General features: G+C 58.6%; 12 protein-coding genes. 9 read left to right on the forward strand and 3 right to left on the reverse strand.

Annotated elements, in window-relative coordinates; all coding sequences use genetic code 11:
* Positions 1-2: 2 nt before the first annotated feature.
* The 3 genes from FS819_RS19750 to FS819_RS19760 all read right to left on the reverse strand — a co-directional run bounded on the left by FS819_RS19750 (position 3) and on the right by FS819_RS19760 (position 4,956).
* A complete protein-coding gene (locus FS819_RS19750) occupies positions 3-1,085 on the reverse strand; it encodes an ABC transporter substrate-binding protein (RefSeq protein WP_197433780.1) in 1,083 nt (360 codons plus the stop codon).
* Between the two features lie 112 nt (positions 1,086-1,197).
* Entirely contained in the window at positions 1,198-2,211 is a 1,014-nt protein-coding gene (locus FS819_RS19755; protein ID WP_070167990.1) for a LysR family transcriptional regulator, read from the reverse strand.
* Positions 2,212-2,370: 159 nt separating this feature from the next.
* A complete protein-coding gene (locus tag FS819_RS19760) occupies positions 2,371-4,956 on the reverse strand; it encodes a winged helix-turn-helix domain-containing protein (RefSeq protein WP_156547313.1) in 2,586 nt (861 codons plus the stop codon).
* Positions 4,957-5,137: 181 nt separating this feature from the next.
* Here FS819_RS19760 and FS819_RS19765 point away from each other — a divergent pair, with 181 nt between their 5' ends.
* The 9 genes from FS819_RS19765 (at position 5,138) to FS819_RS19805 (ending at position 15,781) form a co-directional block, all read left to right on the forward strand.
* A complete protein-coding gene (locus FS819_RS19765) occupies positions 5,138-6,559 on the forward strand; it encodes an amidase (RefSeq protein WP_156547314.1) in 1,422 nt (473 codons plus the stop codon).
* Between the two features lie 40 nt (positions 6,560-6,599).
* Entirely contained in the window at positions 6,600-8,153 is a 1,554-nt protein-coding gene (locus FS819_RS19770; protein WP_156547315.1) for an ABC transporter substrate-binding protein, read from the forward strand.
* A gap of 161 nt (positions 8,154-8,314) precedes the next feature.
* On the forward strand, positions 8,315-9,238 hold the full coding sequence (locus tag FS819_RS19775) for an ABC transporter permease (RefSeq protein WP_156547316.1): 924 nt from the start codon (positions 8,315-8,317) through the stop codon (positions 9,236-9,238).
* Positions 9,235-10,083: an ABC transporter permease gene (locus tag FS819_RS19780; RefSeq protein WP_156547317.1), complete on the forward strand. Its 849-nt coding sequence runs from the start codon at positions 9,235-9,237 to the stop codon at positions 10,081-10,083. Before FS819_RS19775 ends, FS819_RS19780 begins: the two co-directional genes overlap by 4 nt.
* Positions 10,080-10,913 (forward strand): ABC transporter ATP-binding protein, encoded by an 834-nt coding sequence (locus tag FS819_RS19785; RefSeq protein WP_234624472.1) that lies wholly within the window; start codon positions 10,080-10,082, stop codon positions 10,911-10,913. Before FS819_RS19780 ends, FS819_RS19785 begins: the two co-directional genes overlap by 4 nt.
* Complete coding sequence (locus tag FS819_RS19790; RefSeq protein ID WP_156547319.1) at positions 10,910-11,794, forward strand: ATP-binding cassette domain-containing protein; 885 nt, start codon at positions 10,910-10,912, stop codon at positions 11,792-11,794. Before FS819_RS19785 ends, FS819_RS19790 begins: the two co-directional genes overlap by 4 nt.
* Before the next feature lie 87 nt (positions 11,795-11,881).
* On the forward strand, positions 11,882-13,531 hold the full coding sequence (locus FS819_RS19795; protein WP_156547320.1) for an ABC transporter ATP-binding protein: 1,650 nt from the start codon (positions 11,882-11,884) through the stop codon (positions 13,529-13,531).
* A gap of 386 nt (positions 13,532-13,917) precedes the next feature.
* Positions 13,918-14,367 carry a MarR family winged helix-turn-helix transcriptional regulator gene (locus tag FS819_RS19800; protein ID WP_156547321.1) on the forward strand — a complete coding sequence of 150 codons (450 nt, stop codon included), beginning with the start codon at positions 13,918-13,920 and terminating at the stop codon, positions 14,365-14,367.
* Between the two features lie 82 nt (positions 14,368-14,449).
* A complete protein-coding gene (locus FS819_RS19805) occupies positions 14,450-15,781 on the forward strand; it encodes an NAD(P)/FAD-dependent oxidoreductase (RefSeq protein ID WP_156547322.1) in 1,332 nt (443 codons plus the stop codon).
* The last annotated feature ends 95 nt before the right edge of the window (positions 15,782-15,876 follow it).

Below are 15,876 nucleotides of genomic sequence, written 5' to 3' on the forward strand. Positions count from 1 at the left end.
CCTCAGCTCGCCTTGACTTCGTTCCAGATTTTCAGCCAGTCGGAATAATTGGGCGGCGCCACCGGCCACATGAAGGATTTCATTACGTCCATATCGTCGACGAAGATCGTTGCCTGTTCCTCATGCGAAAGCTTGTCTCTGATGACGGAGGAGGTGGTGGCGTAATGACCGATCCGGGCCACATCGGTGGAATAGCTCGGTCCAAGCAGATAATTGATGAATTTATAGCCGATCTCGGTTTTTTCCGGCGAAAGATTGGCAGGCATGCCGAAGCAGTCGCACCAGCCCATCACGCCAGCCTTCGGCTTGGCCATGCCCATCGGCAGTTTGGCCTGCAGCTCGTCATAAGGTACACGCCAGGAGAAGGCGCAGGACACTTCACCGGTGGCAAAGAGATTGGTCAGGTCGCCGATGGTCTGCCAGTAGGTGCGCAACAGCGGCTTCTGGGTGATCAGCAGTTTCTTCGCCTCGGCCAGTTCCTTGGCCTCCATCACGAACACTTTGTCGCGCGGCACACCGGCAACCAACCCGGCGATGGCGATGGATTCCAGGGCGTAATCGCGCATGGCGAGCTGGCCGGAATATTTCGCATCGAAGAGCGTGGTATAATCAGGCTCCTTGTCGAACTTGTCCTTGCGGTAGACGATCGGGTTCAGGCCCCAGAGATAGGGAATGGCAAAAGTCTTGCCGGCATCGTCCATCACCTTCGGCGTGGATTTGAAGACATCATACATCAGACTGGCATTGGGAATTTTCGACAGGTCCAGCTCCTTCAGCAGACCGGCCTTGATATAGCGCCAACTGCCGTTCAGCGACGGATTGATCATGTCCCAATCGGCGGCGGCCCCGGTTTTCAACGCGGCAAACTGCGCGTCTTCACTGGAGAGATAGGAAAGCTTGACCTTGACGCCGGTTTCCTTTTCGAAGCCGGCGACATATTCGGGATGGCCATTGGAGTCCCAGGTTGCCCAGACCATGTCGGAGACTGCGGCGCGTGCGATGCCCGCGTTTGAAACCACCCCTGCGGCAGCACCCGCCGCCATTCCCGCCAGCACGTCACGCCGTGTGATACCTGTCCGTTTCATGGAGCCCCATCCGGTTCTTGTTGCAATGAGGACAGTGTGCGGACTTTCGATCCAAACGGCCATAAGGCAAAGGCAATAGTGTCTATTGCGTTTGGATGCGATGGGGCTGGCGTCAGCCTGGTTGCCAGCTGGGCTGCCGACTGGAGTGCATGTGGCGCACCGGCGGGAGAGGCAAGGGGCTGACGCGGTCGAGCGCTTGTATCTCTGCACAGGCATTCTTGATCATCCGGCGCAGCCATGCCTGGTCGGGGGCATGATGTTTGCGGTCGTGCCAGAGCGTATAGAAATGCATCTGCCCCAATTCCACCGGAGCGTCCAGCACCGCAAAGGGGAAGGTTTGCGCCACCTGTTCGGCAAAATGCCGTCCGGTGGTGAAGACGAGGTCGGAGCGCGCCAGCACGTAAGGCGCGATGGAATATTCCGGCACCGTGGCGCGGATATGCCGTTTCACGCCGAGATCGAGCAACCGTCCATCAATGGGGCTGAATTGCGCATCGCGTTCTGACGTCGGCGACAGATGGCTTTCCTCGAGATATTCATCAAGCCGAATGCGATCCCGGTCGCGTCGGGCAAAACGATGCGTGGATCTGACCATGCAGACGATATCCGTCTTCAACATCGGCGCGATGCGCAGGTGCTCCGGCGGGTGGGGCCAATTGCCGATCACCGCGTCGATCCGGCCCTCCGACAATCCCGACAGAAGATCGTCTTGCGATGGCATCGGGGAGGCGTCGATGGAAATGCCGGGGGCCATGTCGGTGATCGCGCCGATTAATTGCGGCATGAAGACGGTGCCGAGACAATTGCTGGCAACCACGCGAAAATGACGAACGGATACTGCGGGATCGAAAGCGGTCGGAGAAATCAGGTGGGTATCGATCCGACCGAGAATGTCATTCATGGCCGAGCGCAGTGCCATCCCGCGCTCGGTCGGCACCAGCGCACTGCCGGAACGCACCAGCAGCGGGTCCTGAAAAATATCGCGCAGTCGCTTCAGGGTCAGACTGACGGTCGGCTGCGCCTGGCCCAGTAGATCGGCTGTACGCGATACGCTGCATTCCGTCAGCAGCAAGCGCAGGGTGCGCATCATGCGGATATCGAGATTTGCATAGGCTTGCTCTGACATGCACGTACTCCTTTGACGGTGAGTAACTTGATGAAAAGCATTTTCTATGCCAGTTGCTGACTTGGTAATTGGGAAGTTTCGGTTCCCAAGACGTTGCCTTTGCGTGGTTCCTCCTTTGCTTGCATGGGACCCAAGCACACCTCAGAACACTCTCGACGGCTATTCGAGGGTTTTCAGAACAGCTTGGGTTCGGCTTTTTACACCGAGCTTGGCGAAAATGTTCTTGGCGTGCGATTTCACGGTATTTAAATTGATATCGAGCCTGGTGGCGATTTCGCTGTTGGAAAGCCCCCACCGCATCAATTGCAGGACGTCGTCCTCCCGCTGTGTCAACTCGGTGAGGGAGCCACGCAGGCTGAGCCGGGCCTCCTGCTTTTGCCCTCCACCGGGGTTCGGCGATGCGGCAACGGGTGAAACGAAATCACGTAAGATGCGCCGCGTCGCCATGGTGTCATCCTCAAGATCCGCAGGCTGCGTCCCCTCGGTCTCATGGCCGGGTGAGATGGCCGTGGCGAGCGCCTCTGCCTGTCGCGCCATCAGAACGCGGCCTTCCTGCCGTGCCCCTGTGGCAAGCGCTCGAAGCTTTTCCGCCGCCGCATCGATCTGTCCGGCATTGACCAGGATTCTGGCCTCAACGATGCGAAATGGGTCCCATATCTGCCAGGCCGAAGAGGGAAACCGGTTGCGCGCCTCGGGCAATTGCAGGGACAGCCGTTCCCATTCGCGGCGGCCCTCTGCGGGGCTGTTGAGACGAAAGGCCCGGTCGGCCCGCTCGATACCAAGCTGGAATTCCAGGCGAAAATCTTCCGCCTCGTAGGCTCTCCTGCTGGCGCGAACGAGAAGCGCCGTTGCTTCCTCAACCCGGCCGGTTATATCGAGAAGCCGCACGAGACCGGTTGTGGCAATCAGGATGCGTTCGCAAAGCCCGGACACATCCGTTGCCTTTTCCGCCGGGATAGCCCGTCGCCACAGGCGCTCGGCCTTTTCAAGGTCGTTGTCGTCATAGGCAATCAGTCCCAAAAGCGCTGAGGGCAGCGCGACCATATAGGAGTGTTCGCCGAAATGCTGTTCGGCAATCGCCAGCGCTTCGACAGTCACATGCCGGGCTTCCTGAAACAGCGCACGGGCGAGATAGGACATGGCGGCTATGCAGCGGGAATGAATTCCGCCCCAATGGCAGGCCATATCATCATAGACGCCGTTTGCCCGCCATGTCAGCCGTTCCGCCAGGTCCAGCTTGCCCAGATTGAAGGCGAAATAGCTGTGAATGGAATCGAGATCGACCTGTCCAAAAGCCAGCCGGTCAAGCTCTTTTCCGGCCAGTTGGGAGAGGTGAAAGCTTCCGACTGTGAAATCACCGCCATAGGCACCGATAAGCGCCCGCATGAGATGGAGCCGTCCGCTGAGATCGAGACCCGTTCGTGCGGCGATGAGGGATACAGGGCTATTCGGGTCGCTGGCTGCAGCCTCTATTGTCTGAAGGGTTTGCTCGGCTTGCAAGAAGCGGCGCATGTTGATGGATCGCCACACGTGCAGGAAAAGCAGCAGCGGCCTTTCCTCGCGGGCCTCTCGGGGCAGCTGCTGCATCCAGCGGGAATAGGTGTCGAAACGGCCATGGCTGAGATAGTCGTACAGGCAGTAGGTTTCGATTAATTCCGCCGCCCATTTGGACTGGCGCGCCAGAAAGGCATGACGGACGGCATCGACGGGCGACCCATTGTCGATGAACCATTGCGCGGCGCGGGCGTGAATGTCTTCGACAGCAGGCCGGTCATCGCCATAAAGGCGGGTTTGCAGAAACTCCTGGAACAGATGATGATACTTGTACCACCGCTGGGTTCCCGGAAGCTCAACGACAAACAATTGGCTTTGCTCCAGGAAGGCCAGCATCCGGTCCCCGTCACGCCGACCGGTCACGGCGTTGCAAAGGTCGGCATTCAACGTTTCCAAGAGGGAGGTTTTGGCGAGGAAGTCGCAAATCTCGGCAGGCAGTCCGGCAATCACTTCCTCCAGGAAATAGTCGGCAAATGCACGATGGCTTCCAGATGGCGCAGCGGCGACGAAATTGCCCGTCGCTCGCCCTGTGACCAGGGCTGCCAGCCGCAGGCCGACCGCCCAACCCTCGGTATGATCATGCATCTGTCGGCTTTCGTCTGCCGTCAAGGCGACATTGGAGGCGGTGCGGAAAAACGCCTCGGTCTCCTCCTCACTGAAATGCAGGTCTTCCACGGCAATGTCGATCATCTCGCCATTGGCCCGGTATCTGCCAACGGGTATGGCAGGCCGGTTGCGGCTGGCGAGCACGACGGTCAGGCTCGGCAAGCGGCTGGCGAGGATCGTATTGATCGCCTCGCCGCCATCGCCGCCTTCGGCCAAATGGTAATCGTCGATAAACAAGGCCAGCGGCTGGCGGATGGATTGATCCGTGAGTAGAGCCGTTAAGCGTTGTAGCGCGTCGGCGCGATCAAGGGAGGGCAGAGGGTCGCGATGATCACTGAGCGATTGCTGAAGTGCCTGGAGCAGGCCCTCGGCGAAACTGAACGGGTCCTTGTCGTCTTCGCTTGCCGAATACCAGACGGTCGAAAACCCGGCATCCGACAGGCCCCTATGCCATTGGGCCAGAAGCGTGGTCTTGCCGGAGCCAGCCGGGGCATGGACGAACGCCAGCCGGTGTTTGGTGAGAAGCTGCGACAGTCGCGTCAGGCGCGGACGGTCGATCAGCCCTGTCGAGGCGCTGGGCGGCACAGATCGTCTGTTTAAAAGGCGCGTACGTTGCACAGGTCCCCCCCTGAAAATCGTAGAGTTCGCCGAGCCTATCACTCTTTAGGGTGAGATTGGAAAATTTTAGCATCTCACCCTTCGGGATCATGCCAAAAATAAGTGCTGGCCGTATTTTTAGGCAACTTCGCCATTGGAGACCGGAAAATTGCAGTTAAGCGAATATCGAACCTATGATGCAACTGGATTGGCAGAGCTTGTTGCCAAAGGTGAGGTTCAGCCAACCGAACTGCTGGAAACCGCGCTTGCCGGCGTGGCGGCGATCAATCCCGCATTGAATGCCATCGTTGCGACATTCGAAGACGAAGCCCGCCGCTTCATAAAGGAAGAGCTGAAGGATGGCCCGTTCAAAGGCGTCCCTTTCGTTCTGAAGGACCTGACCGCGCATTACGCCGGACAGCCAACGGGGGCCGGATGGCCACCTCGCGCTTCTGTCACACCGCAGCAAGACAGCGAATTGGTGCGTCGCTACAAAAAGGCGGGGCTTGTCACTTTTGCCAAGACGGCTGTGCCGGAGCTCGCCATGGACTGGACGACCCGTTCGCGGGCGCATGGCGTCACCAATAATCCATGGAATCCGGGTCGCACGGCGGGGACGTCCAGCGGTGGCACCGCAGCGGCAGTTGCCGCGGGCATCGTGCCGATGGGGCACGGCAATGACGGCGGCGGTTCGATCCGTGTGCCATCGTCCGTCTGTGGATGTTTCGGCATGAAGCCGAGCCGGGGCCGAAATCCGGTTGCGCCAGCGGGAAGCACCTGGCAGGGCATGCTGGTGGAACATGCGCTGACCCGCTCCGTCCGCGACAGCGCCGCCCTTCTCGATGCGACCGCCGGACCGTATAGAGGGCAATTCTTCAACAGTCCCGCAGGCGGGCAATTCGCAGCCGAGGTGGGACGCGATCCCGGCAAGCTGAGAATTGCCGTTTCGACCAGGGCGCCCTACGGCGCAGAAACCCATGCTGATTGCAGGGCTGCGGTCGCCGAGACCGTCAAGCTGCTTGAAAGCCTGGGTCATCATTGCGAGGCTTTCGATATCGACTTGCCGGATGATGGCTGGGATGCTTTCGAGACATATATTCTCGCCGAATACGCAACCGACATGCGCCTTGAAGAGAGCGTTCTGGGGCGCAAACTGACACAAGACGATTTTCCGCAGATGCTGTGGGACATGATTGAGGCTGGAAACTGCATCAGCGCGGTCGATGTCAATATCGCCTCGACGCGCCTGCATGAGGTGGCCTCAGCCGTTTCCTCGACATTCGAAACCTTCGATCTCTTCCTGTCGCCAACGCTTGCCCAGCCACCGCTTCCGCATGAGGCTTTCCCCGCATCGACCTCGATGCGCGGACACTATGCGTTTTATCTGTCGTGGATGCCTTATACGCATATCTTCAACGTCAATGGATCACCGGCCATGTCGGTGCCGCTCGTCTGGAACGACGAAGGCCTGCCGATTGGTGTTCAGTTTGCGGCTGCACCGACTGGCGAAGGTCTGTTGTTCAGACTTGCTGCGCAGTTGGAGGCGGCTCGTCCATGGAGCAATCAGCGACCGCAGATTTCGGTCGCTTGAAACTGAAACGCATAAAAATACAAAACAAAGGGAACGACGCATGAACCACAAACCAGACAAATCCCCGCTTGCCCGCAGCTGCGCTGCCGTGGTCGTACTTACCGCAGCTCTCACCGGGTTTTCAGCCAGCGCTGCCGAGCTGACTGTTGCGCGCTCTGTCGATGCCGATGGCCTCGATCCGCAAAAGGCAAGCACGACACAGTCCTTGCAGATTACCAACCTGATCTTCGATACATTGCTGACGATGGCCAAGGACGGTTCCGTCCATCCCGGCCTGGCCAGTGCCTGGACGATGGCGCCGGACGGCAAATCCTACGATTTTACCATCCGCGACGGCATCAAGTGCCACGATGGCAGCACGTTTGATGCCGCTGCGGCCAAGGCGAGCCTCGACCGTGCGCTCGATCCCGCCACCGTCAATCCGAACCTGTCGGCATGGGGTCCGATCACCAAAAGCAGCGTCGAGGGCAAGGTGCTGAAGGTCACTCTGTCCGAACCCTATGGTCCCTTCACCTCCTTCCTCACCAGCATCCAGGCGGGTTTTATCTGCCCGTCCTCGGCGTCGGCCAAGGAATTCAAGCCGATTGGCACCGGCCCGTTCAAATTCGTCAACTGGACCCGCAATGACAGCATCCAGCTGGAGGCAAATGCCGATTACCAGAACGCCAACCCTCTCATCGAAAACCCCGGCAAGCCGCATATCGACAAGCTGACCTTCAAAGTCATCCCGGAAGCGGTGGCCAGAATGGCCGCTCTGCGCTCTGGCGAGGTCGATATGGTCGAGCCGTCTCTGGAAGAAGCCGCCGACCTGAAGGCCGACAGCAATTTCAAGGTCTACGCAGCCGAGCTGTCCGGCCAGCAAATGCTGGCCGCCTTCACCTGGAAGATCAAGCCGCTCGACAATCCGGATATCCGCAAGGCGATCGGCATGGCAATGAACCGCGACGCCTATGCGTCGATTGCCTTTGAAGGCCTCGTCAACACCGCCAATTGCCCTGTGGCACCGAACCTGTTCTCGACGGATGAGGCGCTTTGCGCCACCTGGGGCGTCAAATATGACCCCGAAGCCGCCAAGGCTTTGATGGCCAAGGCGGGCTATACGCCGGAAAAACCGCTGAAGGTGAAGCTTCTCGTTCACAAGCTGCCGGGCTGGGACCAGATGCACCAGATCATGCAGCAGGATCTGGCGGCCATCGGCGTTCAGGCCGAGATCGAGACCCGCGAAGTGGCCGCCTATTTCGACTATATGAAGGGCGTCAACGAACGCACCGATGGCGAACCTGCCGTCTGGACCATGGGCATGTCGGGCGTCGATCCGGACTACCTCACTTTCCTTTGGAAACGTCCCGGCTTTGTCAATATGGGCATCAATGCCGACCTCGATGGCATGTTGGACGAGCAGCGCAAGCTTTCAGGTGATGCACGGGCCGCCAAGATCCATGATATTGAAAAATATCTGATGCAGAATGCCTATGCGATCCCGCTGCTGTCGCCTGGTTGGGGCTGGCTGATGGCATCGACCTCGAAAGTCGATGGCTTCAAGATGGGCTTCATGGTCTCGCTGCTTTTCAACGACGTGAGCGTCAAGCCATAATAAGGAACAGCTGCTCCGGCTACTGCATAATTCTTTAAACCGGAATCGGTTTAAAGAGAAAATTATGCAGCAGATATTAAGTGCTACAGCGAACTTTTGTGCGCCATATAGGGCGCACGGCGCTGTAGGCCGGGGCAGCCTTCCGATACAAACGGGTTCCAATGCTTGTTCTCATTTTCAAACGGCTGCTCATTGCCTTGGCGACGGTTGTGTCTGTCATTATCCTGTCGGGCATACTCATCCATATCGTCCCTGGCGATCCGGTCACTGCGATGATGGCGCAATCCGTGACCGCAAGTCCGGAAGCGATGGCGCAAATGCGGGCCAAGCTGGGGCTCGACCTGCCAGTCTGGCAGCAGGTGGGGCTCTATACCTGGCACGTTTTCCAGGGTGATCTCGGCATGACGATCCGCGGCAACGAACCTGTCGCAAGGTTGCTTCTCCAGCGGCTGCCAAACACCTTTGCTCTGGCGGTTTCAGGGCTCGGCGTTGCGCTTGCCATCGGCATACCGCTCGGCTTTCTGGCGGCAATCCATCGCGGCAAACTAACCGATACGGCGGTCATGGTGATTGCGGTGCTGGGTGTCTCCATCCCCGGTTTCTGGCTGGGACTGATCATGATCCAGGTGTTTTCGCTCAAGCTCGGCTGGTTGCCAGTCGCAGGCTCGGGTTTGCGCAACATTATCCTACCAGCCCTGACACTGGGTCTGACCTACTGCGCCCTGGTGGCGCGCATGACGCGCTCCGCCCTCGTCGAGGTCCTGGCCGAGGACTATATCCGCACGGCCCGCGCGCGCGGGCTTCGTGAGTATCAGGTGCTTTTGGTTCATGCCCTGAAGCCGGCGCTGATCAGTATCGTCACGGTGGTCGGGCTGGTCTTTGCCTACCTCCTCGGCGGTCAGGTGATCATCGAGAACGTGTTTTCGTGGAATGGCATCGGCCGCCTGGCCGTCCAGGCCATGCTGGAGCGTGACTATCCGATGATCCAGGGCTTCATTGTTGTCTTCGCCAGTTCGGTTGTCATTGTTTCGATGCTGATCGACATTCTCTACGGCTTTCTTGATCCCCGCATGAGGCAAAGATGACCAGCATCGCAAAACGCAGCATGTTCTCTCGCAGATTGCCTGTCAGTGTGACGATAGGGCTGGCGCTTGCACTTATCATCGTGCTGCTCTCTCTGCTGTCATCCTATATTGCTCCGTTTGATCCGATGCGGATGGCGGCTGGCCCCCGGTTGTCGGCTCCATCGGCAGCGCATCTTTTCGGAACCGACGAATTTGGCCGCGACCTTTTCAGCCGCGTGCTGCTCGGCGGACGGTTGTCGCTTGGCATCGGCCTCAGCGCTGTCGTCAGCGGTCTGGTGATTGGCGGTCTCATTGGTCTGATCGCCGCTTTCGGTGGGCGGCTTGTCGAAGCCTTGCTTCTGCGGCTTATCGATGTGCTCTATTCGTTTCCCGATACGTTGATCGCCCTTGCGCTGGTCGCTTTCCTCGGTCCGGGAATAGAGAACGCAACGCTGGCAATTGCCATCAGCCTCGTTCCGTTTTACGCGCGGGTGGCCTATGGCCTTGCGGCTGCCGAGCGGGCAAAACCCTATATTGATGCCGCCAGACTTGCAGGCACCCGGTCCGCGCGGCTGGTCCGCGTTCATGTCATGCCGAATATTGTGCAAAGCCTGATCGTTATGGCAACACTCGGATTTTCGTCCGCCATCCTGTCCGCCGCCGGGCTTTCGTTTCTGGGGCTTGGGGTCCAGCCGCCATCGCCGGAATGGGGAGCCATCCTTGCCTCGGGGCGCAATTATATCACCAAAGCCCCGTGGATCCTGATCTTTCCGGGATTGGCGATCTGCCTCACCGTTCTTTCCTTCAATTTGATCGGTGACAGTCTCAGGGACCTCATCGACCCCCGCCGAAAGGCAAGGCCATGACGCAACCTTATCTGCGAGTCCGCGATCTGACGGTTGCCTTCCCCACCAGGCAAGGGCCGTTCGCCGCTGTCGATGGTGTCGGGTTCGACCTTGCCCGGGGAGAGATCCTCGCACTTGTCGGCGAATCCGGCAGCGGCAAGAGCATGACGTCGCTATCGATCATGCGTCTTCTGCCCGAGGCGGCGATAATGTCAGGCACGATCGAGATCGATGGGCAGAATATTGCCGGGCTTCAGCGCCGGGACATGGAAGATGTGCGTGGTGCCAAAATCGGCATGATCTTCCAGGAGCCGATGACGTCGCTCAATCCGGTCCTGACCATAGGCCGCCAGATGAGCGAAGGCTTGATCCGTCATAAGGGCATTGCGCGTCGTCTGGCACTGGAGCACGCCATTGCCGCGCTTGAGGATGTCCGTATTCCCGAACCCCGGCGCATTCTCGGTCAGTATCCGCATCAACTGTCCGGCGGCATGTGCCAGCGTGTGATGATTGCCGCTGCCCTGACCCTGAAACCCGGCGTGCTGATTGCCGATGAGCCGACCACGGCGCTTGACGTGACAGTCCAGGCGCAGGTGCTGGATCTGCTTGTTGATCTCAAACTGCGCCATGGGTCAGGCATTCTGCTGATCACCCATGACATTGGTGTGGTTGCCGAAACGGCGGATCGTGTCGCGGTCATGCGCGGCGGGCGCATCGTTGAAGCCGGCCCGGTCGCGCAAATTCTGTCTGCGCCGCAGCATGACTATACCAAAGCGTTACTGGCCTCGCATCTGACCGTTGAACGGGCGATGCGGCAGCGCCGCGACAAGACAAAGGCCAATGCCAGATGACGACAGAACCAATCCTGGCCCTTGAGAATATCCGCAAGGTATTTTCCGCGAACGGGCGAGAGGTGAGGGCGCTCAACGGTGTGTCTCTCAGTCTCGGGCGCGGCGAAACGCTCGGGGTGATCGGCGAAAGCGGCTCCGGTAAATCGACGCTGGGCCGTATCGCCGTGGGGCTTGAAACCGCTGATAAAGGCACGATCCGCATCGGCGGGACCGATATTGCCGGTCTTTCAGCGCCCTTGCGCCGTGAGGCGTTTCGCCATTGTCAGATGATCTTCCAGGACCCGTATTCCTCCCTCAATCCCAGACTGAAGATCGGTCGCCAGATCGGGGAGGGGATCTACGCCACCGGTGTCGCCAATTGGAAAGAGATCGGCGAGAGCGTTGCGGATCTTCTGGAGAAAGTCGGGCTCAAGCGGGACTATGCGGATCGCTATCCGCATGAGTTTTCCGGTGGCCAGCGTCAACGTATCGCCATTGCCCGTGCGCTTGCGCCAGGGCCGCAGGTGGTGATTGCCGATGAACCCGTTTCTGCCCTCGATGTCAGTATTCAGGCCCAGATTCTCGATCTGCTGGCTGATTTGCAGAAAGAGAATTTTCTATCCTACCTGTTTATCTCCCATGACATGGCCGTCGTCGCGCATCTCTGCGACCGGGTCGCCGTGATGCATCATGGTCGTATCGTGGAATATGGCCCGGTCGAAGCGATCGTTGAACATGCCCGGCATCCTTATACGAAGAGCTTATTGGAAGCCGTTCCGCGCCTTGGCCGCCGCCGCAGCGGTGAGCGACATGTGCCAGTCGCGCTGCCTACTCATGGCGACGGCGATCCCTATGAGGCGGTTTCGCCTGGCCATTGGGTCTTGGCGCATAGCCTTTTGTAACGGATTGGCGACCCTTGCGGCGTTACGGCACCTTTCTTGCATCGCTGTTTTCAAAAGAGCGTCAAGTGGAACAATAAGGGGAAACTCATGCCGAATTCTGTTCAAGACGATGCTAGCAAGGCAGGAAAGCTGCTGTCCGTACGAAGATTGACTGTCGGCTTGCCTCCGGGCATGGACCGCCGATATGCGGTGGAAGATATGTCCTTCGACCTGAAGGCTGGAGAAATTCTCTGCATTATCGGCGAGTCCGGCTCGGGTAAATCCGTGACGGCCAATGCCACGATGGGACTTCTCGCACAGTCTCTCCACATTGTATCCGGCAGCATTATGCTGGAGGGCCAGGAGCTGGTGGGGGCAGATGACGCCACCTTGCGCGCGTTGCGTGGCCGTGTCGTTTCGATGATTTTCCAAGACCCTTTGTCGGCACTCAATCCCCTGATGACCGTGGGCGATCAGATCGCCGAGGTCATGGAAGCTCACGGCATTGGCACGCAGCAGGAGCGCCGGGTCCGCGTTCTCGAGCTGATTACCGAAGTGGGGCTGCCGGACCCGGAACTGATGCAGCATCAATATCCCTTCCGATTGTCCGGCGGTCAACGACAGCGCGTGATGATTGCCATGGCGTTGGCGCTTGAACCGAAAGTATTGATCGCTGATGAGCCGACCACCGCCCTCGACGTGACCACACAGGCGCAGATCCTTGAACTGATCGCGTCTATCCAACGCCGCAAGCAGATGAGTGTGATGTTCATCACCCATGATTTCGGGGTGGTGGCCGAGATTGCCGACCGTGTGATTGTCATGGAAAAGGGGCATGTCGTCGAACAAGGGCCGGCATCCGTGGTGCTGAAAAACCCTGATCATCCCTATACGCAAAGGCTGATAGCCGCCGTGCCACGGATGCGCGCCACCGACCGCGACAATGAGGGAGATACGCCTGTTGTTCTGGAGGCCCGCAATCTCTGCAAGACCTATGGCACAGGTTCAGGCTTCCTGTCGAAAGGACGCGTGATCAAGGCGGTCGATGATGTCTCGTTTACGATCGCCAAAGGCCGGACGCTGGGTATTGTCGGGGAATCCGGATCGGGGAAATCATCGCTTGGGCGTCTTCTCGTCAAGCTGATGAACAGCGATTCCGGCGAAATCCTCTTCGGTGGCAGCGATATTGCACCCCTGTCGGAAGAGGCCTTCCGCCCGATGCGGCCCTATATCCAGATGATTTTTCAGGACCCTTTCGCCTCCCTCAATCCGCGCCAGACCATCGGCCGCATCTTGACCGTCGGTCCGGTGGCGCAGGCGACGCCCATTCACGAGGCGCGAACACGGGCAATGCGGCTTCTGGAGCGGGTCGGCTTGGATGCAGGCGCCTATGACCGGTATCCGCATGAATTTTCAGGCGGCCAGCGGCAGCGTATCGGTATAGCCCGCGCATTGATGTTCAATCCCATGCTGATCGTTGCGGATGAAGCCGTTTCGGCGCTCGATGTTTCGATCCAGGCGCAGATCCTTCAACTGCTGACGGAAGTCCAGCAGGAAATGAAACTGGCCATGGCCTTTATCACTCATGATCTGCGCGTCGCCAGTCAGATCTGCGATGAAATCGCGGTGATGTATAAGGGCCGTATTGTCGAATATGGACCACCCTCGCAGATTTTCCGCAATCCTACCCATGACTATACCCGCCAACTCGTTTCGGCTATTCCCGGCAGCGAATGGGAGCCTGCCGTGATGGCATAATGCCCATATTGGCCTGGCCCAGCCTCAGCTCAAAATGACCTTGGGTCTTGTCTTCACTCGAGGTCCGCTTGCCTGCCAATCGTGCAGGAATAGGCATGTCTTCTTGCTGGTCGGCTATATTTTGGGCGGTATTGCGGGATGCGTAAATTTGCATCTTCAATCTCAAAAAAATAGTTGCAAATGTCCATTAATGGGCGTTCAATCCCGCCAAGAAAAGAGTAGGCGATAGAATGGTTCCACGTCCTTTCGTCAATATCAGGCGCTCAACAAACTGAAAAAATTGTGCTTTCGGGCGTAAACCGAAAATCGGTTAATTGTGTCTTTCGCTTGAGTAGTTCTGCGGCGGAGTGTTTTTTGTTGATGACGGTGGGGCAGGGGGTGGCCAGATGGCGGCGGTGGAACTGGATGTTCTGGAAAATGTCCTCAGCTATTACATCCGCACGATCAACATGGCGGTTTCCCGCGATCTCGATCAGAAACTTGGTAAGCTCGAAGTTGCCAAGGGGACCGGCAAGATCACCACGCTGTTGCTGGTCGATAGCCATCCAGGCATCCGGTCTTCTGTCATCGCGCAACTGATCCTCAAGGACCGGTCGGCCATGGTGCGGCTGGTCGACCAGATGGAAGAGCAGGAACTGCTGCGCCGTGAGGCGGATGATGATGATAACCGTGCTCAGGGGCTGTTCATTACGCCCAAGGGTGCTGCGCTGGCAAAACGTGTTCGTCCCCTCGTCGTGAAGCAATCGCGGGATTTCTTTCCCGATATTACCGACGAAGAACATCAGATGCTGATCTCGGTACTTGGGCGTACCTATCGGCGCATCGTGGGGCTTTAGGGCTTGCCCTAGAGTTTGTCAGGGAAAAGTGGAACCGGGTTTACCCGAAACAACAACTGCCAGCTTAAGGAGTTTTTCTGACATGCCAGGTCCCTATGTCGTTCCCGTCCATGGGGATGCGGAACTACCGAGCTACGTGGATGTCGTTGTTATCGGCGGCGGCATTATTGGTACATCCACGGCGCTCGAACTTGCCGATCAGGGATTGAGAGTGGCGCTCTGCGAAAAAGGCGGCATCGGCCACGAACAGTCCAGTCGTAACTGGGGTTGGGTGCGGATTTCCAGGCGCGATCCGCGCGAAGTGCCGCTGATGGCCGAGTCGCTGCGCATCTGGGCCGATCTTAACCGCCGCACGGGCCGGGAAACCGGCTTCAAGCGCTCGGGCATCGTGTTTACCTGCGCCACCGAGAAGGAATTTGCCGAACACGAGCGCTGGAACAGCAATCTGGACGGCTACCAGATCGAAAGTCGGATGCTGAGTGCCAAGGAATTCCGGGAGAAATATCCAGGCTCCGACATGAACATTGCCGGTGCGCTTTACACAGCGGGCGATTGCCGCGCCGAACCACAGAAGGCCGCACCCGCCATTGCTGAGGCGGCCCGCGACCGGGGCGCTTTCATCCTCACCGAATGCGCGGTGCGCGGTCTTCAGCTTTCCGGTGGCAAGGTGTCGGGTGTGGTGACGGAGCGCGGCGAGATCGCTTGTCACTCCGTCGTTCTGGCGGGCGGTGCATGGTCCAACCTGTTCTGCGGCAATAACGGCCTCGACCTTCCGCAGTTGAAGGTGATGAATTCCGTGCTGCGCACTAAACCGCTGGAGGGCGGACCGGAGGAGGCGATCTGGTCGAATGGATTTGCCATTCGCAAGCGGTCGGATGGTGGCTACACGATTGCCAACGGCTTTCAGAACATCGTTGATATCGTACCGGCTTCTTTCCGTTATGCGCGCAATTTCCTGCCCGCACTGCGCCACGAATGGCGCTCTCTCGACTTGCGGCTGACGGGGCGATTCTTTGATGAGTGGCGCATTCCGCGCCGTTGGTCGCTCGATGAGGCGTCTCCGTTCGAATACAATCGCGTACTGGACCCGGTGCCGTCTAAGGCGATGACCGACGGCGCGCTGGCCCAGCTCAAGAAGGCTTTCCCCATCTTCGAAAAGGCGGAGATTTCGCAGCGCTGGGCCGGCATGATCGATGTGACGCCCGATGCCATTCCGGTTATCGATGCCATCGATGCCATTCCCGGCTTTCACGTCGCCACCGGCTTTTCCGGCCATGGTTTCGGCATCGGACCGGCTGCCGGTCGGCTGATGGCCGATATCGTCACGGGACGCAACCCGATCGTCGATCGCAAGGACTTCCGGTTCAGCCGCTTCAGCGATGGCTCGAAAATCGAACTGATCAGCGGCTTTTGAATGCGACATGGCTTATGCGAAGGCTTCGAAGATGCTCACGCATCCTCGCCTTCATACTTCGAATATCTCAAATGCATCAGAGGCTTGAGATATTC

Source organism: Allorhizobium sp. Av2 (assembly GCF_021462805.2).
Lineage (GTDB): Bacteria > Pseudomonadota > Alphaproteobacteria > Rhizobiales > Rhizobiaceae > Allorhizobium > Allorhizobium vitis_G.

Excerpts from the sequence above, each read along its gene's own strand:
- FS819_RS19750 (WP_197433780.1), bottom strand. The coding sequence starts at position 1,085 with ATGAAACGGACAGGTATCACACGGCGTGACGTGCTGGCGGGAATGGCG.
- FS819_RS19755 (WP_070167990.1), bottom strand. The coding sequence starts at position 2,211 with ATGTCAGAGCAAGCCTATGCAAATCTCGATATCCGCATGATGCGCACC.
- FS819_RS19770 (WP_156547315.1), top strand. The coding sequence starts at position 6,600 with ATGAACCACAAACCAGACAAATCCCCGCTTGCCCGCAGCTGCGCTGCC.
- FS819_RS19775 (WP_156547316.1), top strand. The coding sequence starts at position 8,315 with ATGCTTGTTCTCATTTTCAAACGGCTGCTCATTGCCTTGGCGACGGTT.
- FS819_RS19780 (WP_156547317.1), top strand. The coding sequence starts at position 9,235 with ATGACCAGCATCGCAAAACGCAGCATGTTCTCTCGCAGATTGCCTGTC.
- FS819_RS19785 (WP_234624472.1), top strand. The coding sequence starts at position 10,080 with ATGACGCAACCTTATCTGCGAGTCCGCGATCTGACGGTTGCCTTCCCC.
- FS819_RS19790 (WP_156547319.1), top strand. The coding sequence starts at position 10,910 with ATGACGACAGAACCAATCCTGGCCCTTGAGAATATCCGCAAGGTATTT.
- FS819_RS19795 (WP_156547320.1), top strand. The coding sequence starts at position 11,882 with ATGCCGAATTCTGTTCAAGACGATGCTAGCAAGGCAGGAAAGCTGCTG.
- FS819_RS19800 (WP_156547321.1), top strand. The coding sequence starts at position 13,918 with ATGGCGGCGGTGGAACTGGATGTTCTGGAAAATGTCCTCAGCTATTAC.
- FS819_RS19805 (WP_156547322.1), top strand. The coding sequence starts at position 14,450 with ATGCCAGGTCCCTATGTCGTTCCCGTCCATGGGGATGCGGAACTACCG.